The organism is Kiritimatiellia bacterium (genome assembly GCA_026417735.1).
Taxonomy (GTDB): Bacteria; Verrucomicrobiota; Kiritimatiellia; order PWTM01; family PWTM01; genus CAACVY01.
In genome coordinates, this window is record JAOACR010000015.1 from 44,449 (window position 1) to 70,371 (window position 25,923).

General features: G+C 65.8%; 23 protein-coding genes. 9 read left to right on the forward strand and 14 right to left on the reverse strand.

Going from position 1 to position 25,923, the window contains the following annotated elements:
- The first annotated feature begins 5 nt into the window (after nt 1–5).
- From N2652_08000 to N2652_08015, 4 genes are read left to right on the forward strand one after another with little or no spacing between them, the layout of a single operon-like run.
- Complete coding sequence (locus N2652_08000; GenBank protein ID MCX7819132.1) at nt 6–626, forward strand: NADH:ubiquinone reductase (Na(+)-transporting) subunit D; 621 nt, start codon at nt 6–8, stop codon at nt 624–626.
- A 14-nt stretch (nt 627–640) separates the two neighbouring features.
- On the forward strand, nt 641–1,255 hold the full coding sequence (gene nqrE, locus N2652_08005) for an NADH:ubiquinone reductase (Na(+)-transporting) subunit E (GenBank protein MCX7819133.1): 615 nt from the start codon (nt 641–643) through the stop codon (nt 1,253–1,255).
- Nucleotides 1,256–1,274: 19 nt separating this feature from the next.
- Entirely contained in the window at nt 1,275–2,507 is a 1,233-nt protein-coding gene (gene nqrF / locus N2652_08010) for an NADH:ubiquinone reductase (Na(+)-transporting) subunit F (GenBank protein ID MCX7819134.1), read from the forward strand.
- A 49-nt stretch (nt 2,508–2,556) separates the two neighbouring features.
- Entirely contained in the window at nt 2,557–3,639 is a 1,083-nt protein-coding gene (locus N2652_08015) for an FAD:protein FMN transferase (GenBank protein ID MCX7819135.1), read from the forward strand.
- Here N2652_08015 and argF read toward each other — a convergent pair.
- Both argF and pyrB read right to left on the reverse strand, forming a co-directional pair.
- The gene (gene argF, locus N2652_08020; protein MCX7819136.1) at nt 3,597–4,550 is read right to left on the reverse strand and encodes an ornithine carbamoyltransferase; all 954 of its coding nucleotides are present in this window, start codon (nt 4,548–4,550) and stop codon (nt 3,597–3,599) included. The genes N2652_08015 and argF overlap by 43 nt on opposite strands.
- Nucleotides 4,551–4,571: 21 nt before the next feature.
- Nucleotides 4,572–5,651, reverse strand: coding sequence for an aspartate carbamoyltransferase (gene pyrB / locus N2652_08025; GenBank protein MCX7819137.1), 1,080 nt, complete (start codon nt 5,649–5,651; stop codon nt 4,572–4,574).
- A gap of 146 nt (nt 5,652–5,797) precedes the next feature.
- Here pyrB and N2652_08030 point away from each other — a divergent pair, with 146 nt between their 5' ends.
- Nucleotides 5,798–6,934 carry a family 43 glycosylhydrolase gene (locus N2652_08030; GenBank protein MCX7819138.1) on the forward strand — a complete coding sequence of 379 codons (1,137 nt, stop codon included), beginning with the start codon at nt 5,798–5,800 and terminating at the stop codon, nt 6,932–6,934.
- Between the two features lie 63 nt (nt 6,935–6,997).
- On the opposite strand, the gene N2652_08035 is transcribed toward N2652_08030, so the two are convergent.
- The 7 genes from N2652_08035 to N2652_08065 all read right to left on the reverse strand — a co-directional run bounded on the left by N2652_08035 (nt 6,998) and on the right by N2652_08065 (nt 14,955).
- On the reverse strand, nt 6,998–7,990 hold the full coding sequence (locus N2652_08035; protein MCX7819139.1) for an aldo/keto reductase: 993 nt from the start codon (nt 7,988–7,990) through the stop codon (nt 6,998–7,000).
- A gap of 66 nt (nt 7,991–8,056) precedes the next feature.
- Nucleotides 8,057–9,025 (reverse strand): RluA family pseudouridine synthase, encoded by a 969-nt coding sequence (locus tag N2652_08040; GenBank protein ID MCX7819140.1) that lies wholly within the window; start codon nt 9,023–9,025, stop codon nt 8,057–8,059.
- Between the two features lie 12 nt (nt 9,026–9,037).
- Nucleotides 9,038–10,363 (reverse strand): DUF4340 domain-containing protein, encoded by a 1,326-nt coding sequence (locus N2652_08045; protein ID MCX7819141.1) that lies wholly within the window; start codon nt 10,361–10,363, stop codon nt 9,038–9,040.
- Nucleotides 10,364–10,397: 34 nt separating this feature from the next.
- Nucleotides 10,398–12,356, reverse strand: a complete 1,959-nt coding sequence (locus tag N2652_08050) for a Gldg family protein (GenBank protein MCX7819142.1) — start codon at nt 12,354–12,356, stop codon at nt 10,398–10,400.
- A gap of 16 nt (nt 12,357–12,372) precedes the next feature.
- Nucleotides 12,373–13,119: an ABC transporter permease subunit gene (locus tag N2652_08055; GenBank protein ID MCX7819143.1), complete on the reverse strand. Its 747-nt coding sequence runs from the start codon at nt 13,117–13,119 to the stop codon at nt 12,373–12,375.
- A gap of 16 nt (nt 13,120–13,135) precedes the next feature.
- Nucleotides 13,136–13,876: an ABC transporter ATP-binding protein gene (locus tag N2652_08060; GenBank protein ID MCX7819144.1), complete on the reverse strand. Its 741-nt coding sequence runs from the start codon at nt 13,874–13,876 to the stop codon at nt 13,136–13,138.
- Nucleotides 13,877–13,998: 122 nt separating this feature from the next.
- Nucleotides 13,999–14,955 (reverse strand): ketose-bisphosphate aldolase, encoded by a 957-nt coding sequence (locus tag N2652_08065; protein MCX7819145.1) that lies wholly within the window; start codon nt 14,953–14,955, stop codon nt 13,999–14,001.
- A gap of 143 nt (nt 14,956–15,098) precedes the next feature.
- On the opposite strand from N2652_08065, the gene N2652_08070 reads away from it, so the two are divergent.
- Entirely contained in the window at nt 15,099–16,364 is a 1,266-nt protein-coding gene (locus tag N2652_08070; protein ID MCX7819146.1) for a cation diffusion facilitator family transporter, read from the forward strand.
- A complete protein-coding gene (locus tag N2652_08075; protein ID MCX7819147.1) occupies nt 16,361–17,359 on the forward strand; it encodes a tyrosine recombinase XerC in 999 nt (332 codons plus the stop codon). The genes N2652_08070 and N2652_08075 overlap by 4 nt, the downstream gene beginning before the upstream one ends.
- Nucleotides 17,360–17,375: 16 nt before the next feature.
- On the opposite strand, the gene N2652_08080 is transcribed toward N2652_08075, so the two are convergent.
- A complete protein-coding gene (locus N2652_08080; GenBank protein ID MCX7819148.1) occupies nt 17,376–18,212 on the reverse strand; it encodes a peptidylprolyl isomerase in 837 nt (278 codons plus the stop codon).
- Nucleotides 18,213–18,244: 32 nt separating this feature from the next.
- A complete protein-coding gene (locus N2652_08085; protein MCX7819149.1) occupies nt 18,245–19,573 on the reverse strand; it encodes a PQQ-like beta-propeller repeat protein in 1,329 nt (442 codons plus the stop codon).
- A gap of 100 nt (nt 19,574–19,673) precedes the next feature.
- Here N2652_08085 and N2652_08090 point away from each other — a divergent pair, with 100 nt between their 5' ends.
- Complete coding sequence (locus N2652_08090; GenBank protein MCX7819150.1) at nt 19,674–21,530, forward strand: squalene--hopene cyclase; 1,857 nt, start codon at nt 19,674–19,676, stop codon at nt 21,528–21,530.
- A 106-nt stretch (nt 21,531–21,636) separates the two neighbouring features.
- Here N2652_08090 and N2652_08095 read toward each other — a convergent pair whose 3' ends face one another.
- Genes N2652_08095 through N2652_08105 form a run of 3 tightly spaced genes read right to left on the reverse strand, consistent with a single transcriptional unit; the run spans nt 21,637 to nt 25,615 of the window.
- Nucleotides 21,637–23,250, reverse strand: a complete 1,614-nt coding sequence (locus N2652_08095; protein MCX7819151.1) for an FAD-binding oxidoreductase — start codon at nt 23,248–23,250, stop codon at nt 21,637–21,639.
- Between the two features lie 8 nt (nt 23,251–23,258).
- The gene (locus N2652_08100; GenBank protein ID MCX7819152.1) at nt 23,259–24,389 is read right to left on the reverse strand and encodes a response regulator; all 1,131 of its coding nucleotides are present in this window, start codon (nt 24,387–24,389) and stop codon (nt 23,259–23,261) included.
- A 14-nt stretch (nt 24,390–24,403) separates the two neighbouring features.
- Nucleotides 24,404–25,615: an outer membrane protein transport protein gene (locus N2652_08105; GenBank protein ID MCX7819153.1), complete on the reverse strand. Its 1,212-nt coding sequence runs from the start codon at nt 25,613–25,615 to the stop codon at nt 24,404–24,406.
- Nucleotides 25,616–25,647: 32 nt separating this feature from the next.
- On the opposite strand from N2652_08105, the gene N2652_08110 reads away from it, so the two are divergent.
- Nucleotides 25,648–25,923: hypothetical protein (locus N2652_08110; GenBank protein ID MCX7819154.1), on the forward strand; the 276-nt coding region annotated here is incomplete at its 3' end.

The window sequence follows — 25,923 nt, forward strand, 5'->3', positions numbered from 1 at the left end:
CGGCGATGGCGTCCGCTTGGAAGCACTTCCGCGATCCGCTCTCCGAGAACAATCCGATCACCGTCCAGATTTTGGGCATCTGTTCGGCTCTCGCGGTGACCGTCAAGCTGGAAACGGCGCTGGTGATGGCGCTAGCGCTGACGGTCGTGACGACGGGCTCGAATCTGGTCATCTCGCTGATCCGCAACACCGTTCCGGCTCGGATTCGCATGATTGTGGAGATGGTGGTGGTGTCCACATTGGTCATTCTTGCCGATCAGATCCTGCGCGCCTATGCCTACGACGTCAGTCGCCAGCTCAGCGTATTCGTCGGGTTGATCATCACCAATTGCATCGTGATGGGTCGGCTCGAGGCCTTCGCGCTGAAAAACCCGCCGCTGCCGTCCGTGCTCGATGGTCTCGGCAACGGCCTCGGATATGGAGCCGTGCTGGTGTTGGTGGCGTTCCTTCGGGAGCTGCTTGGCTCCGGACGCCTGCTCGGCCACGCGGTGGTGCCGGCCGCGCTCTACCGGCAGGGCTATGTCAACAACGGCCTGATGCTGCTGGCGCCGGGCGCCTTCATCGTTCTGGGACTGCTGATCTGGGCGCAGCGGACCTTGATCCGCCGCTTTGAAACAGACGGTTAGTCGAGGTGCACCTCATGGAACTGCTCAGTCTTGCGGTCAAGTCCATCTTCATCGAGAACATCCTGCTGGCGTCGTTCCTAGGGATGTGCTCGTTTCTTGCGATCTCAAAACGGATTGAAACCGCGATGGGGCTGGGGCTGGCGGTGATCGTGGTGCAGACGATCACCGTACCCACCAACTGGCTGCTGCGGCGGTTCTTCCTTGCACCCGGCGCACTCGCGTGGACGGGTGTTCCCGCGCTTGCCGGTCTGGACCTCTCCTTTCTCACTTTTGTGGTGTTTATCGCGACAATCGCCTCGATGGTGCAGCTGGTTGAAATGACGCTCGACCGTTTCTTTCCACGACTGTACCAGTCGCTCGGCATATTCTTGCCGCTGATCACCGTGAACTGCGCGATCCTCGGCGGCTCGCTGTTCATGGTGGAGCGCAACTACAACGCGGCGCAGTCGGTGGTGTTTGGCGTTGCGTCGGGTGCCGGCTGGGCGTTGGCGATTGTCGCGATGGGCGCCGTGCGCCGGAAGCTCCGCTACTCAAACGTTCCGCCGGCACTGCGGGGGCTCGGCATCACGATGATCATGACCGGCCTGATGGCCATGGCGTTCATGATCTTCTCCGGCATCCAGCTCTAGCTCGGAGGGATGGGCGGCGATGAGCAACTGGATTCTGCTACTGTTCATCAGCGCGCTGGTGTTCACGGGGCTGATCCTTGTGTTCGTCGCGGGGCTCAATGCCGCCTCTCGCCGGCTGGCACCGTCCGGTCCGGTCACGATTGACATCAACGACGGTGAAAAGCGCATCACCGTCGACAGCGGCTCGTCCCTGCTGGCCGCGCTCGCCGCCCAGAAGATTTTCCTGCCATCGGCGTGCGGCGGCGGAGGCACCTGCGCGATGTGCAAATGCGTTGTCACCGAGGGCGGCGGCGACCTGCTGCCGACCGAGGCCGGCCACATCTCGCGCGCGGAGGCGAAACAGGGTTGGCGGCTGGCCTGCCAGCTCAAGGTGAAGCGGGATCTGAAAATCCGCGTGCCGGCGGAGGTGCTGGAAATCCGGAAGTTCGAGGGAACAGTCCGCTCGAACCGGAATGTGGCCACGTTCATCAAGGAGCTGATCGTCGACCTTCCACCCGGCATGACGCTCAATTTCCGCGCCGGCGGATACATCCAAATCGATGTCCCGCCCTACCGCGAGATCTCGTTCCGCTCTTTCGACATCGATGAACGTTTTCGCGACGCATGGGACCAGTACAACCTTTGGGAGCTGTCCGCCTCCAACCCGGAGCCGATCTTTCGTGCCTACTCGATGGCGAATCACCCCGCGGAGGGCAACATCGTGATGCTGAACGTCCGCATCGCGACGCCCCCGCCGGGTATGAACGTGCCGCCGGGCATTGCCTCGACGTACATCTTCAGTCTGAAGCCCGGCGACAAGGTCGTCATGAGCGGCCCGTTCGGCGAGTTCTTCGCAAAAGACACCAATCGCGAAATGGTCTACATCGGCGGCGGCGCCGGCATGGCCCCCATGCGCAGCCACATTTTCGACCTCTTCAAGACGCGGCGGACCACGCGAAAAGTTAGCTTCTGGTATGGCGCCCGATCGCGCCGCGAGATGTTCTATGACGAGGAGTTCCGCGCGATTGCGGCGGAGTTCCCGAACTTCCGGTACACCGTCGCGCTCAGCGAGCCGCTTCCAGAAGACCACTGGGACGGCCCGACCGGCTTCATCCATAAGGTCGTGTATGACCTCTACCTGAAGGACCATCCTGATCCGACTGAGATCGAATACTACCTCTGCGGCCCGCCGATGATGATTGCGGCGGTCAACCGGATGCTCGACGAGCTCGGCGTCGAGAAGGAGATGATCGCCTACGACGAATTCGGTTGAGCCTTCGCGGGCACGTTGCGTTCAACCGCGCCGCCTGTCGCCACTGGCGATGCTCTCGGCCGCGGCGCTGCTCGGTGTGTTGACCTTCCGGTCCACTCGTCAGCCGCCGTCCGCGCCGGCTAGGATGTTTGCGTGGGAGGGTGAAACGCAGGGCACACGCTACCACGTCCGGGTTGTCGAGCCCCCGCCCGGGCTAACCCCGCACCAGTGTCGCCAGATCGTCGCACAAGTGCTCGAACAGGTGGACCGCACGTTTTCGCGGTGGAGGGATGACAGCGAGCTTTCGCAACTGAACGCGAAACCTCCGGGCGAGCGGGTGCGGGTGAGCGACGCGCTGGGCCACGTCGCCGAGCAGGCGCTTCGACTCGCCGAACAGACCGGCGGCGCCTTCGATCCCACCCTTGCGCCCCTTCTCCGCCTGTGGGGATTTGGGCCGGCGCCAGCATCAGCTCATCCCCCGAGCGACGACGCCGTGATGTCCGCCACGCGTCGGGTCGGCTGGCGCCGCGTGGAGCTCACTCGTGATGGCAGTGCATGGGCGCTAGTGAAAGGCGCGGAGGGTGTGGAGCTCGATCTGGACGCCGTCGCCCAGGGGTATGCGGCCGACGCGGTCGCCGCCGCTCTGCGCACGGCCGGCGTCACCAACATGATGATCGAAGTGGGCGGCGAAGTGGTGGTCTCCGGCCACAACGCAGAGCGAAACCGATGGCGTATCGGCGTGGATCTGCCGCTGCCGGACAGCCAGCCCGGCGAGCGGCTCGCTGGCGTCCTTCATCTCACGGACCGCGCGATCGCGACCTCCGGCGGCTACCGCCAGCGCCGCCGCGGCAGCAGCGGCCGAACTGTGATCCACATATTTGACGGCCGCACCCGACGGCCGCTCGAACGTGAGCGAACGAGCGTGACCATTGTCGCGCAGAACGGTCTCACCGCCGACGGCCTGGCGACCGCCGCGTTCATCCTCGGTCCGGACGCGGCGATCGCCTGGCTCACGAACCAGTGGCCCGACGCCGATGCGCTGTTTCTTCAGGTCGAGCCCGACGGCGCGGTGGCGGAGATCACCACGCCCAACTTCGCCGCGCGGACGGGCTATGTCCGGCTCCACGGCGTTTCGACGCCCGCCACCAGGTGAAGCAGCACCGCCTTGTGAACGTGCAGACGATTCTCTGCCTCGTCCAGCACGACGGACTGCGGCCCATCAATCACCTCCGCGGCGACCTCGTAGCCCCGAGTGGCGGGTAGACAGTGCAGAAATATCGCGCCCCGGCGCGCACGGCGCATCAGCGCAGGCGTCACCTGGTACGCCGCAAATCGCGCCCGACGCTCTTCGAGTTGATCCGGCGGAATGTGGTAGGACATCCACGAGTCCGTGTACACGATGTCCGCTCCGCGCACCGCAGAGGAGGCGTCCTCGGTGATCGTGATGTCCACCCCCGTCCCTCGCGCGATGCGCCGAGCACGCGCAACCACCGCCGGATCGGGACGGTAGGCGGGGTCGTCCGGGCAGCCCACGCGCATATGCAACCCCATCCGCGCTGCGGCCAGCAGCAGCGAGTGGGTTACGTTGTTCAGACCGTCGCCGACATACGCCAGCGTGAGGCCCCGCAGCCGTCGCTTGTGCTCCAGAATCGTCATCAGATCCGCGAGAATCTGCGTCGGATGCTCGTCGTTCGTCAGCCCGTTGATCACCGGTATTGTCGCGTGACGCGCGAGCGCGACGATGTCCGCGTGGCGAAATAAGCGCGCCATGATGGCGTCGCAGTAGCGGCTGAGCACGCGCGCAGTGTCCTCCACCGTTTCCTTCCCGCGTCCTAGCGGGGACGTGCTCAGGTCGTAGTAGATCGCATGGCCGCCCAGCTGCGTCATCGCCGCCTCGAACGAGACCCGTGTGCGCAGGCTGGGCTTCTCGAACAGCATCACCAGCGTCCGGCCCATCAGCGCGTGTCGGTATTCGCCAGGACGTCGCTTCAGGTCCACCGCCAGTTCGAGAACCCGCTGGATTCGTGCCGCTCCCCACTGCGAAATCGAAATCAGGTCTTTCATCGCCGCTCCGGCACCGCGAGCCTATCTCACCAGATCATTGTAGTACTGGTGCACCTCGGCCTCGCGCGCAAACATCGTCAGAATCAGCGCAACCCGAATCCACATGCCGTTGCGCACCTGGCGCCAATACATCGCGCGGGGGTCGCGGTCCACCTCTACCGCGATTTCATGCCGGCGCGGCAGCGGATGCATCAGGATCGCGTCCGGCCGCAGAATCGAGAGATGTCGCACCCCAAACGCAAAACGATCTGCATCCGCGGATGTCCGCTCGCCCGGCGCATCCCACTCGTCCTGGATGCGGGTCATGTACACCGCGTCCGCCGCCGCCACCGCGGCGTCGAAGTCCTCGGTCAGCTCGTACCGTACCCCCGCCGCGTCGAGCCGCTCGAGAATGTCGGGGCCGATTTGCAGTCGGGGCGGCGCAACAAAGAGCATCCGCACTCCCGGATACAGCGTCAACACCTGCGCGAGCGACCGCACGGTGCGTCCTCGCTGCAAATCGCCGACGAACGCGATCGTTTTCCCCTCGATTCCGCCCCGCGTTTCGAAGCTCCGCTGCAGCGTGTATATATCCAGCAGCGCCTGCGTCGGGTGCTCGTCCTTGCCCGACCCCGCGTTGATCACGGGCACAGCGCGCTCGGTGGTGGATAACAACCAGGCAATCCGCTCGGCGAATCCCCCCTCCGGATGGCGCATGATGATGAGATCAAAATACGAGCTGAACGTGCGAACGGAATCCTCGGGAGACTCCCCCTTCAGCTCGCTCGAAGTGTGTGTGTCCCGAACCTCCGCGGGATGAAGGCCCAGGATCTGACAGGCCGCATAAAACGACAAAAACGTCCGCGTCGAGGGCTGCGCGAAGTACAGCATCGCTCGCCGGTCGGCGAGAAGGCTTTGAAGAAAAAGCCGCCCCCCTTTCGTCTTCGCAATGCGCCGCGTGCGCGTCGCCAGCTCTCCCAGGTGGTCGAGAAACGGCCGGTCAAACTGTTGCGCGAATAGAACATGATAGGGACGGCCGTCCGCACCGCGCAGCAGAGCGGCCTTTTCGGCCGGACTGAGCGCACGGTACACGTCCCACGCCGGCAACGTTGGGGCGTCCATCGCCACCGCGTCCTCGCAGCTCGCGATGCTAGACCGGGCTGCACATAGGGGCAAGTCCGCTTCGTCAACGTCCCGCGATCGCCCTTGCGCAGCCGGCCCCAATCATCTAATGTGCGAGCCGACCCCGCCGCCGGCGTGGGCAGCTGATGAGCGCGCCGACCGAACGCCGGCGGCCGAGGCAAAACAAAGGGCTCACATTGGGTTTCCTCGAACGGCTCTCTTCCCTGACCGCTCGCGCCACGCTGGCCGGGGCACTCTTGTGCCCGGCGGTTGCCCCCGGCGCTGATCCGCCCCCCGTTCGGCCCCCGGCCGCAGCGCCGCCGCGTTTCAGCGACGAGTCACGCCGCGGCCGTCCTTTCGCGAAAGACCCCAGCGTGGTTCGCCTCGGCGACCGCTACCTCATGTATTTCTCACTCCCGCCCTGGAGCTCGAATCTTGCACCCCCAAACGCCACCCGTGGCTGGAGCATCGGCATTGCGGAAAGCCGGGACCTCATGACCTGGCGGAAAATCGCCGAACTAATGCCGCAGCAGCAGTGCGAACGAAACGGCATCTGCGCGCCCGGCGCCCGCGTGATCGGCGAACGGGTCGTTCTATTGTATCAGACCTATGGCAACGGCCCGCGCGACGCGATTTGTCTGGCGACATCCACGGACGGCATCACTTTCGAACGGCATCCGGACAATCCCGTGTTCCGGCCGACCGGCGCCTGGACGTCCGGCCGCGCGATCGACGGTGAACTGGTCCTCTTCCGCCGCCGCCTCTGGATGTTCTTTGCCACGCGGGATCCGTCCATGACCACCCAGATGATCGGCGTGGCCAGTGCCGATCCGGCCTCGAATCTCGGACCGAGCGCATGGAGACTGGAACGTGATGGGCCGATTCTTGCGCCGGAACTTCCCTGGGAGCGTTGTTGCGTCGAAGCCCCGTCCGTTGTGGAGCGTGGAGGCCGGCTCTGGATGTTCTATGCGGGCGGCTACAACAACGAGCCACAGCAGATCGGTGTGGCAGTCAGTGACGATGGTCGCCAGTGGAGCCGGTGGTCGAAGCAGCCGCTCCTGCGCAACGGTTCTCCGGGTGACTGGAACGCATCCGAGAGCGGCCACCCGGGCTTTTTTGAAGACCGGGACGGCCGCAGCTATCTCTTCTTCCAGGGCAACAACGACCGAGGTCACAGCTGGTGGATCTCATGGGTGGCCGTAGAGTGGGGTGCGCAAGGCCCGAGAATTGTAGACATGAACGCGCGGGCGGCAGAATCAAGCATCAGTGGCCGGCTTTGGTGAGCCGCTTCGATCGCCCACCGGTTCGCGATGGGAAACGCACGCCGCCGCCGGCGGAAACGCACCTCAGCGGTCGGCCACCGGTGCCCAGAGATCAACGCCCCCGCCGAGTAGCTCCAGCACGGGCCTTGTGACCTTCGCCAATTCTTCGCAGACGGCCGGCGGCAATACCAGACTTCCGGCGCGCGCGTTTCGTCGCACCTGAATTGTGCTCGACGCGCTGACCGCCACCGCCGCCACGAACGCGCGGGACAGCAACCAAGAAAGCGCCACATCGCCCACCGGTTCACCCAGCTCGCCAGCGATGCGGCGAATCTCTCTGAGTGCCGTGACCACCGTCTGGCGAAGGCTCTCCCGGCGGCTGCCCCGCCCCCCGGACGGCGCCAGCTGAAAATGCGGCAGCCGCGCAACATGAGGCGGCAGCTCGCCTTCCGGATCGTACCGCCCCGCCAGCAGGCCCAGCAGCAAGGGTGACGTCGCGATCAGCGGAAGTCGGGCCTTTCGGCACACTGCCTCCAGTTCGATCTCCACCCCCCGAAACAGCAAGTTGTAATCGGCCGCAACCACCACAGGCGGCGTGGGAAGCCGCAGCGCCGCCGAAAGCATCGCGCCATCATAGCGGCTGACACCGAACCCACGAATTTTCTTCTCCTCTCGAAGCTTCGCCAATGTGGGCAGAATTTCCCTCGGTTCGAGGTGCGGATGACGCCGATCCAGCAACACCAGGTCCAACCGGTCGGTCCCCAGCGCCCGAAGGCTCTCCTCCACCGCCCGCAAAATCTCGCGGGGGTGCTGGTGTTCTGGTCCGAGCCGCTTCGCGATCACAATCTGATCCCGCACATCGCCCAGCGCCGCGGCGATGCACTCCTCCGCCATGTGCTCGACGTCATCCTCACAGGTGAGGAAGAAGTTGATGCCGTTCTCCCACGCCGTCCGGAGAATCGCCTGACCGTCATACGGCGACATCGCGCTCCCCCCGGGGCGGCCTGTGATCGCGCAGGTCGCCAGCGCGATCCGGGAAACCTCGCAACCCGTGGTGCCCAATGGCGCACTTTTCATGCTCGACTCCTGCCGGAGCGGCAGCACTCTATCACGCCGGAGCCCCTCAGGCGATGACGACCCCGGTCAGTCTTGCCCGCGCAAAACGCCGTACCATTCCGCCGGCGGTGGACAGACAACGCGCTGGCGCCCCCCGCTGTCGGGATCGTCAAACTCGATTTCCGCCGCATGCAGCCAGTGCCGCTCCGGCCGACGGTGAGGCCCCGCGCCGTACTGCGAATCACCCACGACGGGGTGTCCGAGATGCGCGAGCTGGCAGCGAATCTGATGAGTCACTCCGGTCAGGATCTTCACCCACAGCAGTGTTCGATTTCCGCAACAGCGCAACGGCGAATACTCGCTCACCGCCCACAGGGCCCGTGCGCCCCCTGCGGCCGCAGGATGCGCCACCACCCGCATGTGACCCGGTCGGCCGGGGGTGTGCGTGAGCCATGAACTCACACGTCCGGGCGCACGGACGATCCCTTCCACGACCGCCAGGTACACTTTCTCCACGCGACCCTGCGCAAACTGGTCTCGCAGACGCTTCCACGCGTCCGCGCGCCGAGCCACGAGCACCACGCCGGACGTGCCGGTGTCGAGCCGGTGCACAATGCCACCCATCCCAGTTTCCACCTCACCCACCGCAAGGCAGTCCGGAACACGCGCCGCGAGCGCGTTCGCGAGTGTACCCAGTTCATCCAGCCGCAACGGATAAACCGGCACACCAGCCGGCTTGCTCACCGCCAGCCAGGAGCTGGCCTGTGCGAGGATCTCGAACGGCACTTCAAAATCCGGCCGCACCCATGATTCCCCTCGCTGGGGCAGCGCGCCGACTTCGATCAAATCGCCCACCCTCACGTGGCGGCCTTTCCGTCGGACGACCGCGCCGTTTACGCGGATCTCGCCGGCCTCAATTGCGCGACGGACCAGACCACGAGAGGTGGTGGGACACGCCAGAAGAACCGCGCGATCCAACCGCGTCCCCGCCGTGGCCGAGTCCACTTTCCACCGGATGTTCCGCAACACACGATCGCGCCCGTTTCCGAGCGCCAAGACGGCAGTCCTTTAGCCCGTGGGGCCGGGAGGAGCATTGGTTGCCGGCGCATCGGGGGAGGGCGCCGCGGGCGGTGGTGTGGACGGGCCTCCTTGCGAGGGCGCGTTGGTCACGCCGCTCGCCGCCGGCGCGGTCGCTGAGGCCGGAGCCGCGTTCGTCGCTCCTTCGCCCGAAGTGCTTGCCGGGGCCGGCGGCGGCTGCAGGAGATCCTTCCGCTCCTGTGGAAGGTTCTCAAACCTGGACCCTTCCACCAGATACACCCACCGCGCTGTGCGCTCGTTCAGCTCCCGGATCTCCGCCTCAATCTTCTCATTCTCTTCCTTGATCTTCTTCGTCTCCTCTTCGTGCCGCTTCTTCTGCTCTTCGCTCGCATCCGCGGCCGGCGCAGCTGGCAGCGGCTTCGGCGCCGCAAATGCCGCCGAGACGCTGACATACCGCTGCGCATTGGTGCCCGCCTCTCGCCCGATCTTCACCGTAAACTCGCGCCCGTTCTTTGCGCGCGCCACAAGTACCGCAGGCTGATCCAAACCAGTCTCTGACGGCGGCAATGAAGGATCCGCGACCTGGGCGAACCGCAGCCAGCTGACGATTCCACTGAGCCGGCTGACCTTGAGCGAGTCCATCGTTTCATTGGTCGCCAGATTGGCGAGCTTCAGCTCGCCGGCGATGTTCGTCAGTGTCAGCGGCGGTTTCGCCGGTGGTGTCCAGGTCAGCGTGTCAATGTCCGAGCTGAAAAGATCCACCAGCTGGGTGTTCATCCAGTCCTCCGGCCGCGTCGGCAGGCCGGAAAATGTCTCGGCGACCAGCGCGGGTTTGCCGCCCGCCAGCACGAACCGTCCGTCCGCAAAGCCCGTTTCCCCTCCTCGTCGGCGGTTCTTGCCCAGGATCACGCTGGCCAGCTCCGCACCATTCGTGCCGACCAGGCGAACAAGAGTGCCGCTGCCCGCGCGCGGCCGTCCGTTCGTGTCCAGCGCCGGCGGCAGCAGCTCGAGTGCGACGCGCGCCGAATCCCCCCCCGGTACCGCCTGACCCACCCTCAAGTCCGCCAACGCCAGCAGGAATTTCCGCACCTCCTCGGCCTTCACCGGATGGCCATAGCGGTCGGGGCTCACCCACCGGCCGCCCGTTCGCGTCACTCGAACCGTAGAATCGGCACGGATGAACTCGATCCCCGCCACCGCGTTCAAGGTCTCCGCCTTTTGCAGCGCGGGCACCACGACCGCACCCACTTCGTCTGCCGGCCGTCGCCGCGCCGCCTGGCTGTAGCGCATCCACATCGCGATCGCGATGAGCACCAACGCGGTGACGAGCAACTTGAGCAGCTTGTCCGTTTTCATCGCGACGTTCGTGCCTCCGCTATCGTTCGCCGCCTCACCGTCGGCTGCGGCGCCACAGCCCGAAGCCGATGCCCCCCAGGCCGACGAGCAGCGGCATCCCCAAAATGTTCACGGCTTTCACCACCGCGCCCAGCCGCTCGATGTCGGCGCGCAGATTCTTTCGCACCTCCTTCAGCTTCCGGCTGGTTTCGAGCTCCTCGCGCCGGAACCGCTCGATCTCCACTTTCTGTTCGGGCGTCAGCACCAGATCCTGGCGGTTCCCCTTCTGCGCCTGCAGCTCCTCCAAACGTCGCTTCGTCTCTTCGAGCTTCTGCTCGAGCGCGCGCTCCTCCGCCAGGTGACGCTCCTGCGCAGCGCGCAGCAGCGCCACCACCACTTCAAACGGCCGCTCCATCCGCCCCCGGGATCGGATCTGCGCCAGTCGCGCACCGCCGAGCAGCTCCTCCACCGCCCCAAAGAAAAATGTCAGGTTGTCGTTCATCGGCGTGTACGCGGTTTGACCGAAGAGCCGCACCTCTCGCAGGCAGAAGTGGTCGTACAACAAGTCCGCATCCGCGACCAGCACCACCAAGCCGGGCTCGCGGCTCTTCCCGAGGTGACCAGCCCCTGCGGTCGTCGGCGCCACGTTGGTGGTGGCGGACGCCGCAGCCTCGTTGGTGATCGCGGTGTTGGCCACCGCATTCGTAGGGGCCGACGTCGTCGAGGTCGTGTTGGTGTCGCCACCGGGCTCTCCCTTCGGAAACGCGGTCGAAAAGGTCCCGCTCAACCGCACCGCCAGCACCTCACGCCGGCGACCGGGCTGAAACTCGCGCCCCACGCTCTCCCCGAAACGAGCGGTCATGGAGTCCACAAACCCGGCCGCCTCAGAACTGCGGATCAACGGCCGCGCCTCCACTCCTTCCGGCGGCTCCACCTTGAACGCACCGGGGGTGGGCATCAGCAATGTCTCAATTTTTGCGGTGAGCCGGTCGTCGGCCATGTTCGCGGGGCGGAGGCTCAGCCACATCGGGTTGTTCACCGCCCGACCATCACGGCTGCGCAACAGCGTCGCCGCCTCCAGATCGGCCAGCACACGCGAGTTCTCCCAAGTCACCCCCCATGCGCCCAGCAGCGGTCCCAACGTGGAGCCCTCCGCACCGAAGTTCATCATGCCCATCGGCCCGCGCGACTGGTCCTCCGCGAGGCACAGCGGATCGAGAAACGCCAGAATCTTCCCCCCGCGCAGCAGATACTGATCGATCGCGTAGAGTAGCTTCTCCGAAAGATTCTTCGGATGGACGATCACCAGCATTTCCAGATCGTCCTCCAACGTTTCCGCCGTTTCACTGATCTGCCGAACCGTGTAGTCCTTCTCCAGATCGGTGAATGCGAACCAGCCGCGCTGGGGCTGCGGACCAAACGGCATGCCGCCCAGCCCTCCCAAGAGGGGCAGTGAGCTGATCAGCCCCACCACCGGCTTCTTCGGCTTCGACAGCCGTGCGATCAACCGCGTAATGTCATACTCGAGCCGCTCCTGGTCCTCCGGGTTCAGATACGGGATCACCGCCTCCGCATCGCCCTTGGCCGCCACCAGCCCGAACATCACCTCGGGGCCGAAAAAGCCCGCCGGCTGCGGCTCGATCCCGTACCGCCTCGCCCAGTCCGCAGCGTCCGAGTCCGGCACCGGATCGTACGTCTCCACGACGATCTTGCCGCGACCTTCAATCTCGTACTCGCGCAGCAAATCGGACACCGCCCGCGCGTAAACCCGTAGGTGCGGCGGCACCTGCGGATCGCTCGCGTTGAAGAAAAACTTCAGCGTCACCGGACCGTCCAGCTCTCGCAAAACCGCCCGCGTACCCTCCGAAAGCGTGTAGATCCGGTCCTCCGTCAGGTCCAATCTCCACACCACCCCGCCGAGAATCACGTTCACCGCGACGACGATCGCCGCGACGACCACAAATGCCGCCAGACTGCTGCCGAGCAGTCGTCCGCCGCGAGGTTGATTCGTCATCGTTGCCGCCCTCCCGTCACGCCGACTTGCGATTCTCGAGCACCAGATAGGCGCCGAACAACGCCAGCACCATCACGCTCGCGTAGTAGACCACGTCCCGCAGATCAATTACGCCGCGCTGCAGCGATTCAAAATGCGGCATCACGCTGAGGGACGCGACCGCGTTCACCAGCCAGGACGGCGCCCACCGGTTCACGATGTCCACGACCGGCGGCCAGCCCGCCAGCGCCAGGAACAGGCACACCACAAACGCGAGCACAAAGCCGATCACCTGGTTCCGCGTCGTTGTCGAGGTGAGGATTCCCACCGCGACGTACGCGCCGGCCAGCAGAATCGCGCCGATGTACCCGCCGACAATCGCTCCCCCGTCCGGGTTGCCCAGCCAGGCGGTCGTGATCACGATCGGAAACGTGAGGACCGTCGCCAGCGACATGAACGCCCACGCCGCGAAAAACTTGCCCGCGAGCGCCTCGGTCAGCGTCACCGGAAACGTCAGCAGCAGCTCGATCGTGCCGGTGCGCCGCTCCTCCGCCCACAGCCGCATCGTCGCGGCGGGCACCAACAACAGGTTCACCCAGGGGAACCAGAAAAAGAAGTACTTCAGATCCGCCTGGTTTGCCTCGTAAAACCGGCTGACGAAGAACGTCAGAAACATGATCAGCATCAGGTAGAAGACGAGAAACACATACGCGACGGGCGATTCAAAGTACGCCCGGAGCTCCCGCTTGAAGATTTCCCAGGTGGTCCGCGAACAGAGCTTCATCGCCTGCCTCCTGCAGTCAGCGGTGCGCGGTGACCTGCTCCGCCGTGCCTTGGGTTAACATCCGGAAGACCTCATCCAGACGTCCGGAGGGATGTTTCGTCTTCAGCTCCGCCGGAGAGCCCTCCGCGACGATCCGACCCGCGTCAATAATGATCGCCCGCGTGCAAACCGCCTCGACCTCCTCGAGGATGTGCGTCGAAATCAGAATCGCTTTCTCTGCCGCCATGGAGCGAATCATTTCGCGAACCACAAACTTCTGGTTCGGATCCAGACCGTCGGTCGGTTCGTCCATCACCAGCAACAAGGGATCGTGCAGTACCGCCTGCGCGAAGCACACACGCTGTCGGTAACCTTTGGACAGCGTCTCAATGGGCTGATGCCGCACCGCGTCCAGACGGCAGCGTTGGATTGCCGACTCGACCCGATCGCGCCGTTCTGAACCGGAATAACCCCGCACGCCGGCCACAAAGTCCAGGAACCCCGTGACCGTCATCTCCGGATACAACGGGGCATTTTCCGGCAAATAGCCGATCCGCCGCTTCGCTTCAATCGGCTGCTCCACAATGTCGAAACCAGCGATCACCGCAGTGCCCGCGGTCGGTGGCAGAAAACCGGTGATCATCCGCATCGTCGTCGATTTGCCGGCCCCGTTCGGGCCCAGCACGCCCAGAATCTCCCCCTTCGCCGCGGTGAAGGATATCCCCCGCACCGCTTCGATCATGCCGTACCGCTTGTGCAGGTTCCTGACCTCGAGCATGCCCCGTTCCTTCCCTGGTTCAGCCACGGCGGAGCCGCCGGGCCGGATCGGACCTTTTCGACTCCACCCGACTGCAAAGCGTTCAAATGGTGACGCACCCGCCCGGTCAGACGGGCGGGTGCTCAGGCGCGGGGTTTAACCACCGCCCGCACGGCGTCGAGCTGACCGGCGCTCCCGAGCACCTCGTTCTTGTGCGCGATGAACGCCGCATACTCCTTCATGAAAATCTTTCCTGGCGCGCGCAAATCGAAGTTCTCGGGATGATCGCGGAAATGCTCCCGGTGCACGCGGCACCACACCAGCCGGCCGTCCGTGTCGATGTTCACCTTGGTGACGCCCAGCTGCGCCGCGCGCTTGAACTGCGACTCGTCCACCCCTTTCGTGCCCTTGAGCTGCCCGCCCGCCGCGTTGATCCGGTCCACTTCCTCCTTCGGCACCGAGCTGGAGCCATGCATCACCAGCGGGAAGCCCGGCAGACGCTTCTGAATCGCCTCCAGCACCTCGAAGTGCAGCGTCTGCCGACCGCTGAACTTGTAGGCGCCATGGCTGGTGCCGATCGCGCAGGCCAGGCTGTCGCAACCGGTCCGCTTCACGAACTCCTCGGCTTGCGCCGGATCGGTCAGCTTCGCGTCCGACTCCGCCACCGAGACGTGCTCCTCAACGCCGCCCAACATGCCGAGCTCCGCCTCGACCACCACGCCCTTGGCGTGCGCAGCATCCACCACGCGCTTGGTAATCTCGACGTTCTTTTCGAACGGCTCCGAGCTCGCATCAATCATCACCGAGCTGTAAAAACCGCTGTCGATGCAGTCGTAACAGGTCGCCTCGTCACCGTGGTCGAGGTGCACCGCGAAAATCGCATCGGGGAAGATCTCGTTCGCGGTCCGGATCAGCGCCTCCAGCATCTTCTTGTGGGTATACGACCTGGCGCCCTTCGAGATCTGCACGATGAACGGGGCGCGGCTCTGAACGTTCCCCTGAAAGAGTCCCATGCACTGCTCGAGGTTGTTGATGTTGTACGCGCCGATCGCATACCGGCCGTACGCGTGCGCGAACAACTCCTTCGTCGTCACAATCATCGGCTCGATCCTTTCCTTGAAACCACGGGCCGCTGCGCGGCGCCGCGAAACAGGCCACAAAGACTATCGTGGGCGATCGCTCGCGTCAACGTCGAGGCGCCCCATTTTGCGCCCGCGGCCCAGCTTGATATGATGTGCGCAGAATGGTCGACTCAGCGCCCTCGCCCGACCCCGGCACGCCTGCTCGGTTGCGCGGATGGACCGGATGGCTCATCCGGCGCGTGCTCGGAGACGGGCATGACCCCGCCGAGACGGCCGCCCGGCAGCGTCTCGGCGAGTTCGAAGGTTTTTTGAGCGCCTCCGTCAGCCTCGCGCTGGCCGCAGCCAAAGCGGTGCTGGGGCTTTGGTCCGGCAGCATCTCGTTGATCGCCGACGCGGTGAACAACTCGGCGGACGTCGCCAGCAGCCTGGTCATCGCATTGAGCTGTCGCTGGGCGCGCCGGCCCGGCGACCGCCGCCATCCGTTTGGCCACGGCCGCCTGGAGACGGTCGCCACACTGGTGCTGTCCTTCTTTCTGTTGGCGGTCGCTCTTCAGGTCGGCGCAGCGGGCGTGCGGCGTCTGTGGCGCCCCGAGCCCGCCGCGAGTCCCGGATGGTTGCTGATCGCGGTGTCGTTGACCATCGGACTCAAGTCAGCACTTGCACACTTCGCGCGGACCGCCGCGCGACTGTCCCGTTCCTCCGTCATCGAAGCCGATTCCTGGAACCATCTGTTCGACATCGCCGCGACGTCGCTGGTGTTCGTTGCGCTGCTCGGCAACCGGCTGGGGCATCCACGGCTCGATGGTTGGGCCGCCATCGGTGTCGCCGCATTCATCGCGGGGACCGGCGTGCGTTTCGCGCGCTCCGCGCTCAGCGCGCTGATCGGTGAGAGCGTCGACGATGCACAACTGGCGCGCATCCGTTCGCTCGCCGCCTCGGTCCACGGCGTGCGCGGTGTGCACGACGTGCTGGTGCACAGCTATGGTGACGCGCGCCTGATCTCGCTCCACATCGAGGTGGATGCCGCGCTCACCCTGATGGAAGCCCACGCGATGGCCGAAGAGGTCGAGCGCCGCATCGCGCAGGCGACCGGTGCAAAGGTCGTCGCGCACACCGATCCGGTGGACCGGGCACACCCCGAGTACGAGGCCGCGCGCCGATCGCTGGATCGTTACGCCCACGATCATGCGGACGTGGCCGGTTTTCACGACCTCCGCCTCACCGGCCCCGCCGGCGGTGCGGACCTCTCCGTCGACATCGTGCTGCACGCCGAGGACCGCCGCCGCGGTGAACACGAGGTGAGCGAGCTTCGCGACCGCCTCTGCGAACGGCTGCGCCGCGACGTGCCGGGGCTTCGACGCATCGATCTCGGTTTCGAGACTGAAAGCGGCGCAACGCACGAGGAGCGCCGCAGTTACCCACCATGAGCCGCGACCAGCCCGGTTGCGCTCCCTTGGATCCTCGGCTGGCCGCCGATCCGGCCGTGCGTCGCTTTGTGGAGTACCTCCGCGCGGAACGGGACGCCTCGCCGCACACCATGTCCGCCTATTTGGGAGACTTGCGACAGTTCGTGGACGCCGTGTGGGGAGCGGGCGCGAGTCCGCCACATCCCTGGACCACCTGCGACCGATACGCCGCACGCCGGTTTCTGGTCGAGCTGCACCGCGACGGCCATTCGCCCGCTACGGTCGCCCGCAAGGCGTCGTCGCTGCGCTGCTTTTTCCGTTTTCTGCTGCGCGAGAACCTTGCCGCGGCCAATCCCTTTCGCGGTGTGCACCTTCCAGCGCGGCAGCGACGGCTCCCGTCGGTACTAACGGTCGCCGAGGTCGGCCGGCTGTTGGACGCACCCGCTCGCCTGGCCGACATTCGCCTCGCCCGCTGCGACGATCCTCAACGTCGCCGGTGGATCGAGTATGCCGCCGCCCGTGACCGCGCGATCCTCGAACTGCTCTACAGCACCGGCATGCGGGTCGGTGAATGCGTGGGTCTGCGGGCGGCGCAGGTGGATGAGCTGTCCGGAGTCGTCCGCGTGCTCGGCAAGGGACGCAAAGAGCGTATCTGCCCGCTGGGCCGCCCTGCGCTTCGCGCGCTACGCACCGCGCTGAAGCTGAGAAACGAGCTTTTCCCCACGCTTCAGGGACCCACAGCACCACTGTTTGTGAATCGCCGTGGCGGCCGCCTGGGCGCGCGATCCGTACAGCGGATCCTCAAACCGTACCTCGCGATCGCGAACCTCTCCGCCGAGGTGACGCCCCACACCCTCCGCCACAGTTTCGCCACTCACCTCCTTGATGCCGGCGCGGACCTGCGCAGCGTGCAAGAACTGCTCGGCCATGCAAGCCTCTCCACGACGCAGCTCTACACCCACGTGTCGATCGAACGCCTGCGCGAGGTCTACGAACGGACCCACCCCCGGCCCTGAGCCGCACCGGCCACGCTCACCTCACGCGTACCCGGTAAAAACGGGTCGGAGCGTTGTTGGTGTCAGCATAGGTGATCACGGGCGCAGCGGAAACCCCTGACCAGACCACGGTCCAGGGACCGGCCGGGGAGGTGGCCGCTTCAAGATGGTTCGTCAGGCCGACCGCGGTCGGCCAGCTCAAAATCCGCGCCCCCGGCGCGTTCGACACAGAGATCCGCAGCAGGCTGATCTCGCAGTAAATGAGATTCCCGAATGTCGGAGGTTGTTGACCCGCATAGTTGACCGGCAGATCCTCGAACGGCTCACCGACATCCACGATCCCCACGCCTTTCGACAAAGAGTTCCAGAAGTCCAGCGCGCCCTGCGGATCAGAAATCACGCGCCCAAAGACCGTGAACCCGCCATTCTGGGTGTCGAGGTTTGCGGAGTTGTCACCAAGGTTGATGAAAAACTGGCACGTCGCGGAATCCGGGTCGCCCGCGACTTTCGCCATCGCCAGCGTGCCGCGCACATTGGATCGCAACGGACCAGTGGCAAACTCGTTGGAGATCGCTCCGAAGTGGGGCACCTCTTCCACGCCGGTGTAGGAGGGGCTGGCGCGATAGCCGCCCCCCTGAATCACGAAACCCGGGATCAACCGGTGAAAAAACATCCGCGCATACGCGCCCGATTCCACCAGCCGGACGAAGTTCGCAACGGTGAGGGGCTTTTCCTCGTCAAAAAGCTCCACTTCCAGCTGAATGTTCAGCGAATAGCCTAAGATCCGGAATTGCGCCAGCGTGTTGGCCGGAGCGGAGCTGGCCAACACGCCCACCAGCAGCATGCCGCCGACAAACCGATTGGCACTTCGCATCGTGGTCTCCTCCTCAGGCCGCCGCGCCCTCTTCAGGGAGCGAGCCGAAGGTCGTAACAGAGCACCAGCGACTGATCCCGCAGGTACAATCGCCCCCCTGCAATGACCGGGTGCGGCCACGCTTTTTCTTCACTCCGATCCGGCTGCTCGAACCGTCCCCGCTCGATGTAGGCCACAGGATTGGCCTCCACCAGCGCCACCGGGCCGTTCTCACTGCGCACGTACAGACGCCGGCCGGCCGCAGCGATGGATCCTTTGCCCACCGAGGGCGCCGACCAGGCAATCCGGCCGGTCGCCAGCTCGACACAAAACAGCTGGCTGGCGCCGGTACCATACAGATGGCCGTCCACCAGCACCACTCCCCCGTGGTGGTTCTGAAACTCCCGGAGGAACCACATCGGCCGCACCTCAAAGTTGTCGGCGCGCCGCACGATGCGCGCCGCCCCACCACCCGTGTTGTAGGCAGACGCCGCAAACACCACGTCGCCGGCTACGATGGGCGTCATGCAGTTCGCAACCGGGCTCGCGGGCGCGTCCCATGCCCACAGCAGTCGTCCATCCTCCGCCGCCACACCGACCACGCCGCCGTCAAGAAACTGCACGTATTGCCGGACGCCTCCAATCTCCGCCGCAACAACCGAGGCATAGCCCGCGGTTCCGTACGGCCGCCGTGAGCGACGCGCACCAGTTTCGGTCTCCCGCGCACGCCGCACCGCACACGTCCACAACGTTCGCCCGTTCGCCCGGTCCAGCGCCACGATCGTCGCGTTCGTGCCACCCGGCGTGCAAATAACACGGTCCCCATCCACCAGCGGTGACTCCGCATATGCCCACGAACCGCAACGGCCGTCAAACTCAGCGACGAGGTCCCGCATCCACACGCGCGCGCCGCTGGGGGCCTCTGCACACAACAGTTTTCCGTCCGAACTCAGTACGAACAGCCGGCCATCCGCCCACGTCGGCGTCGAGCGCGGCCCCGGATGACCCCCTTGCATGCGCCCGAAGGGAGTCGCCCAAACGCGTCGACCGTCCCTCGCATCCAGCGCAATAAGGCTTTCTGTCTCCCCCTCCAACGTCCCCAGCAGGTACAGGCGGTCGCCCACCTGCACGGGCGTGGAGTAACCGCGGCCCGCCTCCCGCGATGTCCAGAGCAACCGCGGCCCACCCTCCGGCCATGACTGCAGCAATCCCTCTCCGGTCACCACGCCGGTCCGATCCGGACCTCGCCATTGGGGCCAGTCGCCGCTCGCTCCCCGCACCAGCGACCCCATCCCCAACGGAGCAGCCATCCACACCCACAGCCAACGATGCATCCCAAACACCCCCTTGTTGCACAAGGATCGCTGACGCCAGCACACCATCCGACCTCCCTAGCGTGCCGGAGCGGGGCAAAATTGTCCACCGTATCGCAGCCGTCCACCGATTGCCCGCGGCGCCCGCGCAGGCCATGATTCGGGAACGATGAACGCGATCCCGCTCGCTCCGCGCGCCTCCGCGCTGCGCGACCGTCTCGTCCGGCATCTGCTGCAGGAGCGCGACGGTGCGATGTGGCGAGGGCGCCTCGCCGACAGCGCGCTCGCCACTGCGATCGCCGCCGTCGCGCTGGCGCGGACCGGCGCGGCCGACGGTTCATCTCGTGCAGATCGCGCGCTGCGATGGCTCGCCGGCCATTCCAACGCGGACGGCGGATGGGGCGACTGTGCGGACGCACCGTCGAATCCTGCCGCCACGCTGCTTGTCTTCGCCGCCCTTCAGGTATTGTCACCCGGCCATCCCTCGGTTGGCCCCGCTGGTCAGTGGCTCTCCCGCTGGTTGGGCGGCGTTTTGCCGGATGCAGCCGCGCTCAGCCGGGCAATTCTTCGGAGCTACGGCGACGACCGGACGTTTTCGGTTCCCATCCTCACGTTCTGCGCCGCCGCCGGCATCCTTGGCCCCGCTGAACACGCCTGGACGTGCGTGCCGCCCCTGCCCCTGGAACTCGGACTGCTCCCCCCTCGCCTTTTGGCGATGCTGCGCGTACCGGTGGTAAGCTATGCGCTGCCCGCGCTCATCGCGATGGGACGGGCACGTGCCCGTCGCGCCCCGTACGGCCCGCAATGGCGGCGCGTCCTTCGCGAACGTCTCGCTCCCGCCCTGCTCCGTCACCTCGCCCGGCTGCAGCCTCGCACCGGCGGTTTTCTCGAAGCGGTACCGCTCACCGCGTTCGTCCTCATCGCGCTGCTGGAAAGTGGCGATGTTGATCACGCCGTCGTGCCGGCCGCAGTGCGCTTTCTGAATGAACTGCAGCGCCCCAACGGCGCCTGGCCAATCGATCGCGACTTAGCGCTCTGGCTCACCCACCAGGCCGCCTCACTGCTCGCCGCCGCCGACCCCACCGCCCGGCAATGGACCGCCGCGGAGCGTCACGCATTGGTGGAACAGATCCTGCGCTGGCAGCACCGAGAGCGCCATCCGTTCACCGGCGCGCTGCCCGGCGGCTGGTCCTGGACTGACCACGACGGCGGTGTGCCCGACGCCGACGACACCTCCGCCGCGCTGCTCGCACTGGCCGCACTCGCACCCAATAGCCCCGATGCCCAACAGGCCGCCGCAGCCGGCATCCAATGGCTCCTTCGACTTCAAAACGCCGACGGAGGACTGCCAACCTTCTGCCGAGGATGCAACCGGTTGCCGTTCGACCGGAGCTGCCCCGACATCACCGCTCATGCGCTGCGCGCCTTGGCAGCCTGGAGCGATCGCATGCGGCCACATCTCCGCCGGGCCATCCGTCGCGCGCGGCGCCAGGCGCTCGAATATCTCCGCCTCACCCAGACCGCCGAAGGCGCATGGATTCCGCTGTGGTTCGGCCATCCCGCAGCCCCTGACCACGCCAACCGCACCATTGGAACCGCGATGGTCCTCACCGCGCTGGCGACGGAACCGGAAAGCAGCCCCACCGAAATGCTCAGGGACCGTGCGGCGGCATATCTCGAGCGTACGCAGCGCCCCGATGGCGGATGGGGGGCGGACCGTGATCAGCCACCCTCCGTAGAGGAAACGGCCTGGGCGCTCACCGCGCTCGCAATGATCCCTCGTTGTCCAGAAGATTGCCTTTCACGGGGGCTTGCATGGCTCGAAGCCAAATGGACGCACGACCTTCCTCGACCAACGCCCGTGGGCCTGTACTTCTCGCGTCTCTGGTACAGCGAGCGGCTCTATCCGCTGCTGTTCAGCTTGCGTGCAACGATCGCACTCGGCGCGCGGCAGGAGACGCTTCCCTCCCCGCCCGCCAGACAAACTCCCGGGCTGGCCTCCACCTTGCCGATTGAGACCCGCTGAGGCGACCGCGAGGCGGATCGTCTCCGGCCGTCCCGTCCAAGGCGTGGAGGCGGACAGACACAGCACATCACGGTATGGAACAGCGGTCCCGCGGCCGACCACCGCATCAGAGCAAATTGTATCGGCCCGGTGAGATCACCTCATCGGGATCAAGAACACCCTTCAGACGCGCGACCACGCACCAGAACGGATCGTCCGCTCGTACCACGACATCCATGCTCCCCAGCCCCACCCGATAAGGCGGGCACCCCCGACGCAGCAGTTCCTCTTCGGCCTCGCGCACCGCCTCCTGAGCCGCGCGCGTCTGTTCCGGACTGCTACGGTGGAACGCAAGGCTGATCACCCCCTCCATGGACCGATCGTCCAACAGGTTCACCGTGATCGCAGCCTCGAATCCCCGCGCGGCAAAGATGCGCCGCACTGCGGCCACCACCTCCGCGACGAAACCGCCCTCTGCGGGCAGGATCGGCAAGCAATACAGCAGCCCCGCCTCCCCCTCGTCCGGATCCACCCGTCGCACCGGTGGCCCGCCGAGCGGCCATTCCACAGCCGGAAGCGTGTCGTCGGTCGGCACGCCCTCGGCCAGGCCGTGGAGCGGTTTCACCGCGCGCAGCACCGCCAGCTTGCGCGCCGCACGCTCTGACCACTTTGCCGCGGCCACCAGCACGCGCTCGGCAGTCGCCAGTGCGCCCGCCGGCAATATCGTCACACGCGCCACACGACCGAGCTGCCGCCGCACCTCGCGGCATTTTGCGCGATGTCCGGCTCGCGCACCAGATACCGCTGCGACAGCGCTCCAGGGACCAAACCCTTCGGCCTTGAGAATCTCCTCCGCGGCGCTCCGCGCGCTCCTCGCATCACAACGGCCGTCCGCAATCAGTTGCTCCGCGATCAGCGGAGCCAGCGTGATCCAACTCCGCTCCCGATTGCCGACATGCGCGACACCCGCGATCAAACCGCGCCGGCGCAGATCCGCGAGCGCGTCGACCAAATCGGCCAGCTCCTCCTCGCGACGGATGCGCGCAATCACCGCTGTCTCCGCCTCCGGCATTGGCAAGAGCTCCACCCCCGCCGCGGTCACGATGCCAAAGTTGCCCTGTGCGAACAGACCGTCGAGCCAGGGGCCCACACCCCAGCGGTACAGGTGCGTCGTTCGGGCGCCCGGGAAGTGCGCAAAACCGGTCCGAAGCACCTCGCCCGTACCCAACACAACCTCGAGACCGGTGAGAAACGCGGCGCGCGAATCCAAATAACCGACGCCCCGCTCCAGCGCGTTGCCGATCAGGCTGGAATCCGCCGACGAGCCCGTCACATTGAACCGCAGCGGCAGCCGATCCCGTTGGAGCCGCTCGTAGAGCTGCCGCTGCGTCACACCGGGTTCCACCACTGCGTAGCGGCCTGCGACATTGAGCTCACGAATCCGGTTGAGGTCCGACAGATCAAGCACGGCGGTGTCGTCGCGCGGCGGTAGCCTCGATCCCATCCCCCAGTTCCGTCCACGGCTGATCGGGTGCACCGGCGTACGGTGGCGCCGCGCGATCCGCACCACTGTCGCCACCTCATCCGCATTCCGTGGCCGAATCACCACCGGCACCCGCCGTACCAGACCGCTCACGTTGCGGCAGAGCGCCGCCACCGACGCCGCGTCGTCCACCACCCGCTCCGCGCCAACTGCGGCGCGCCATTCGCGGATGGCTGCCACCCACGCTCCCCCGTTCATTGGGTCATTCATTGGGTCATTGGCAGGCGCACACTCACCCGTGTCCCCTCGCCCAGCCGGCTCGCGATGTCAATCCGCCCACCGTGATCCTCCGCCACCTGCCGCGCGATGAACAGCCCCAACCCGGTCCCCCGCTCCCCCTTGCCCTTCGTGAAGAACGGATCGAACACTCGGGGCAGATCCTCCGGCGCAATGCCACAACCGTTGTCTTCGACCGTGACCACCAGCTCCCGGCCCTCGCGCGTCGCCGTCACGCGGACGCGCCCGCCGCCAGGCTCGACCGCCTGGATCGCATTGCGGACGATGTTTTCGACCGCCCGCCGCAGGTGCACACGGTCCCCGACCAGCGTGATGTTCGCCGCATCACCCTCCAGACTGAGCTCGATGAGGGTGGACGTTCCGGGCGAGCGCGCGTCGCGGACGATCGTCGAGAGCAGTTCTTTCACCGAGATCGGCTCGAGCCGCAGCGCCCCCTTGTTGCCGAGCGAACGCCACGACTGCAAAACTTCGGTGCAGTGCCGCAGGTTGCTGCGAATCGATTCGATGTACTCCCGCGCCTCCTGCCGCGCGGGACCGTCGGCGTTCCGATCGAGCAGCAAATTGAGCAGGTCCAGATAGCCGATCACGATCGTCAGCGGATTGCTGATGTCGTGCACCATCTGCGCGGAGGTCATGCCCAGCACCGCCAGCCGGCGGTTTTCCTCGATCCGGCGCTGCAACTCCTCATTGAGGCGCTGCAGCTCCTCGGCCGCTGCCGCCCGCGCCCGACGGCGGTCGGTGGTCTCAACACCGCGCTCGACCATGTGCAACATTTCATCGACATCGAAGGGCTTCGACACGTAGTCCGTTGCGCCCAACTGCATCGCGGCCCGCGCGGTTGCAAGATCCGCATAGCCGGTGAGCATGATCACCGCGACGTCCGGGTCGAGCTCCCGAAATTTTCTCAGCCCTTCGATGCCGTTCATCCCGGGCATTCGAATATCGCTGATGATCAGGTCGGGGCGGCGCTGTCGCATCGCCTCTATCGCCGCGGGGACCGAATCCACCGCGATCACGTCATATCGCTGTTTTAGTAGGATACGAAGACTTTCTCGCGGCCCCAGCTCGTCGTCCACGACCAGCACACAGCGGCGCCCCATCGTGGTCCGCCTCCTCACCGGAACCCGTAGCGGTAGCTGATCGTCCAAAGATGTGGTTCGATCTCGTACACCCCATCGTAGGCCGGATTCTGATTCCCGGCCACGTGCCGCTCCTGCACAACGCTCCATGCCCACCCCGCCCCCAGCTCGTGGCGTCCCCATCGAGCGCCAACGCCGACCGCGACGACGTGACGATCCTCGTCGGGCAACGTCGGCGAGAGCGTGTGATCCGGCACCGGCGTGGGCACGTAACTGTAGCCCGCGCGAAGGCACCACCCTTCCGCAAACTCCCACTCCGCTCCAGAGTTGAATGTCCAAGTGTCCGACCAGTCGTATCGCAGAGGGTTTGCCCCGATGAGTGCCTGGTTTGGACCGGCTTCGAGCGGCAACTCATCCACCGACGACCAACCGACCCACTCCACATCCGCTTCCAGCCGAACCGACGCACCGATCTCTACGCCATAGCCCAACACCACCCGCGCCGGGAACGTGATTTCGGTTTCGAAATCGCTGTTCCGCAGCGCCGGCAGATCGGGCGCATACCGCAGTTTCAAATCCCCATCGTACTCGACCGTCATCGGCGTGCGTGCGCCGACCGCGAGCCGGTGGCCGGGCAGAAACACCCAGGTCGCCCCCGCCTGCGCCCCCACCCCCCCACCGCTGGTCTCCACCCGGGCTTCGCCAGGCCGCAGGCCGGGGCGACGAAGGACCACATCCCACGGAACCACTTGCCGGAACTCGAGAGACGACCCCGCCAGCGCAAGGCCCACACCGAGGTCCACGGTGTCGAGCACCCGCCAGCCAACCGCCGAATCGAACTGTACAAAAGCCATCTCAGCCCGATACGGTGAAATTCGCGCCACCGGCCCGATGGCACCCCAGTCGACTGACTGCCCATACGGCGTTGTCAACCCAAACCCCAGTGCCCAACGGTCCGCGATCGGGCCCCCCGCATACAGGTTCGGCAGTGCGATCCACTCATCGTCGGTTTCTGCGGAAAAACCCAGTACACTCTCCAAACGATTTTTCGAGCGCGCCCAGCCAAGGGCAATCTCCGCGCTCCAGTCATGTGATGCAGCGAGATTTGCCGGGTTGTATGAGACAGCGACCGGCCCCTCCGCGTGAGCGGCATACGCGTTCGCACGGCTCAGCCCCGCCGCCCCGGGAGGCGGATTGCGAAAACCGTCCGCGATCGCACTGTGCCGAAACGAAAGCACCAGAATCATCACGCTGGACGCCACATGCAGGTGCGGACCCCGTGGCAATCGAACAGGCATTCGGCATTCCATGGCTCGTATTTCCTTGCGTTGTGGACAATCCTTCGCCATATATAGAGTCACTTTACTTTGGTGAGCATCGCACCACAAGCGCAAAGACCGGCGACGCGACGGCGAGTTGCAGTCGGCTCGCCCGCAAGAGGGGACCGTTGACCATGCGCGACGGGCAGCGCGTCGTCATCACCGGCCTCGGGGTGGTCGCAGCAACCGGCATCGGGGTCGAACCTTTCTGGGCCAAGCTCCTCAGCGGCATCAGT

What these genes read in the sequence shown, in the direction of transcription:
- N2652_08000 (MCX7819132.1), top strand. Translation starts at nt 6, where the DNA reads ATGGCGTCCGCTTGGAAGCACTTCCGCGATCCGCTCTCCGAGAACAAT.
- nqrE (MCX7819133.1), top strand. Translation starts at nt 641, where the DNA reads ATGGAACTGCTCAGTCTTGCGGTCAAGTCCATCTTCATCGAGAACATC.
- nqrF (MCX7819134.1), top strand. Translation starts at nt 1,275, where the DNA reads ATGAGCAACTGGATTCTGCTACTGTTCATCAGCGCGCTGGTGTTCACG.
- N2652_08015 (MCX7819135.1), top strand. Translation starts at nt 2,557, where the DNA reads ATGCTCTCGGCCGCGGCGCTGCTCGGTGTGTTGACCTTCCGGTCCACT.
- argF (MCX7819136.1), bottom strand. Translation starts at nt 4,550, where the DNA reads ATGAAAGACCTGATTTCGATTTCGCAGTGGGGAGCGGCACGAATCCAG.
- pyrB (MCX7819137.1), bottom strand. Translation starts at nt 5,651, where the DNA reads ATGGACGCCCCAACGTTGCCGGCGTGGGACGTGTACCGTGCGCTCAGT.
- N2652_08030 (MCX7819138.1), top strand. Translation starts at nt 5,798, where the DNA reads ATGAGCGCGCCGACCGAACGCCGGCGGCCGAGGCAAAACAAAGGGCTC.
- N2652_08035 (MCX7819139.1), bottom strand. Translation starts at nt 7,990, where the DNA reads ATGAAAAGTGCGCCATTGGGCACCACGGGTTGCGAGGTTTCCCGGATC.
- N2652_08045 (MCX7819141.1), bottom strand. Translation starts at nt 10,363, where the DNA reads ATGAAAACGGACAAGCTGCTCAAGTTGCTCGTCACCGCGTTGGTGCTC.
- N2652_08050 (MCX7819142.1), bottom strand. Translation starts at nt 12,356, where the DNA reads ATGACGAATCAACCTCGCGGCGGACGACTGCTCGGCAGCAGTCTGGCG.
- N2652_08055 (MCX7819143.1), bottom strand. Translation starts at nt 13,119, where the DNA reads ATGAAGCTCTGTTCGCGGACCACCTGGGAAATCTTCAAGCGGGAGCTC.
- N2652_08060 (MCX7819144.1), bottom strand. Translation starts at nt 13,876, where the DNA reads ATGCTCGAGGTCAGGAACCTGCACAAGCGGTACGGCATGATCGAAGCG.
- N2652_08065 (MCX7819145.1), bottom strand. Translation starts at nt 14,955, where the DNA reads ATGATTGTGACGACGAAGGAGTTGTTCGCGCACGCGTACGGCCGGTAT.
- N2652_08070 (MCX7819146.1), top strand. Translation starts at nt 15,099, where the DNA reads ATGGTCGACTCAGCGCCCTCGCCCGACCCCGGCACGCCTGCTCGGTTG.
- N2652_08075 (MCX7819147.1), top strand. Translation starts at nt 16,361, where the DNA reads ATGAGCCGCGACCAGCCCGGTTGCGCTCCCTTGGATCCTCGGCTGGCC.
- N2652_08080 (MCX7819148.1), bottom strand. Translation starts at nt 18,212, where the DNA reads ATGCGAAGTGCCAATCGGTTTGTCGGCGGCATGCTGCTGGTGGGCGTG.
- N2652_08085 (MCX7819149.1), bottom strand. Translation starts at nt 19,573, where the DNA reads ATGGTGTGCTGGCGTCAGCGATCCTTGTGCAACAAGGGGGTGTTTGGG.
- N2652_08090 (MCX7819150.1), top strand. Translation starts at nt 19,674, where the DNA reads ATGAACGCGATCCCGCTCGCTCCGCGCGCCTCCGCGCTGCGCGACCGT.
- N2652_08095 (MCX7819151.1), bottom strand. Translation starts at nt 23,250, where the DNA reads ATGAACGGGGGAGCGTGGGTGGCAGCCATCCGCGAATGGCGCGCCGCA.
- N2652_08100 (MCX7819152.1), bottom strand. Translation starts at nt 24,389, where the DNA reads ATGGGGCGCCGCTGTGTGCTGGTCGTGGACGACGAGCTGGGGCCGCGA.
- N2652_08105 (MCX7819153.1), bottom strand. Translation starts at nt 25,615, where the DNA reads ATGATTCTGGTGCTTTCGTTTCGGCACAGTGCGATCGCGGACGGTTTT.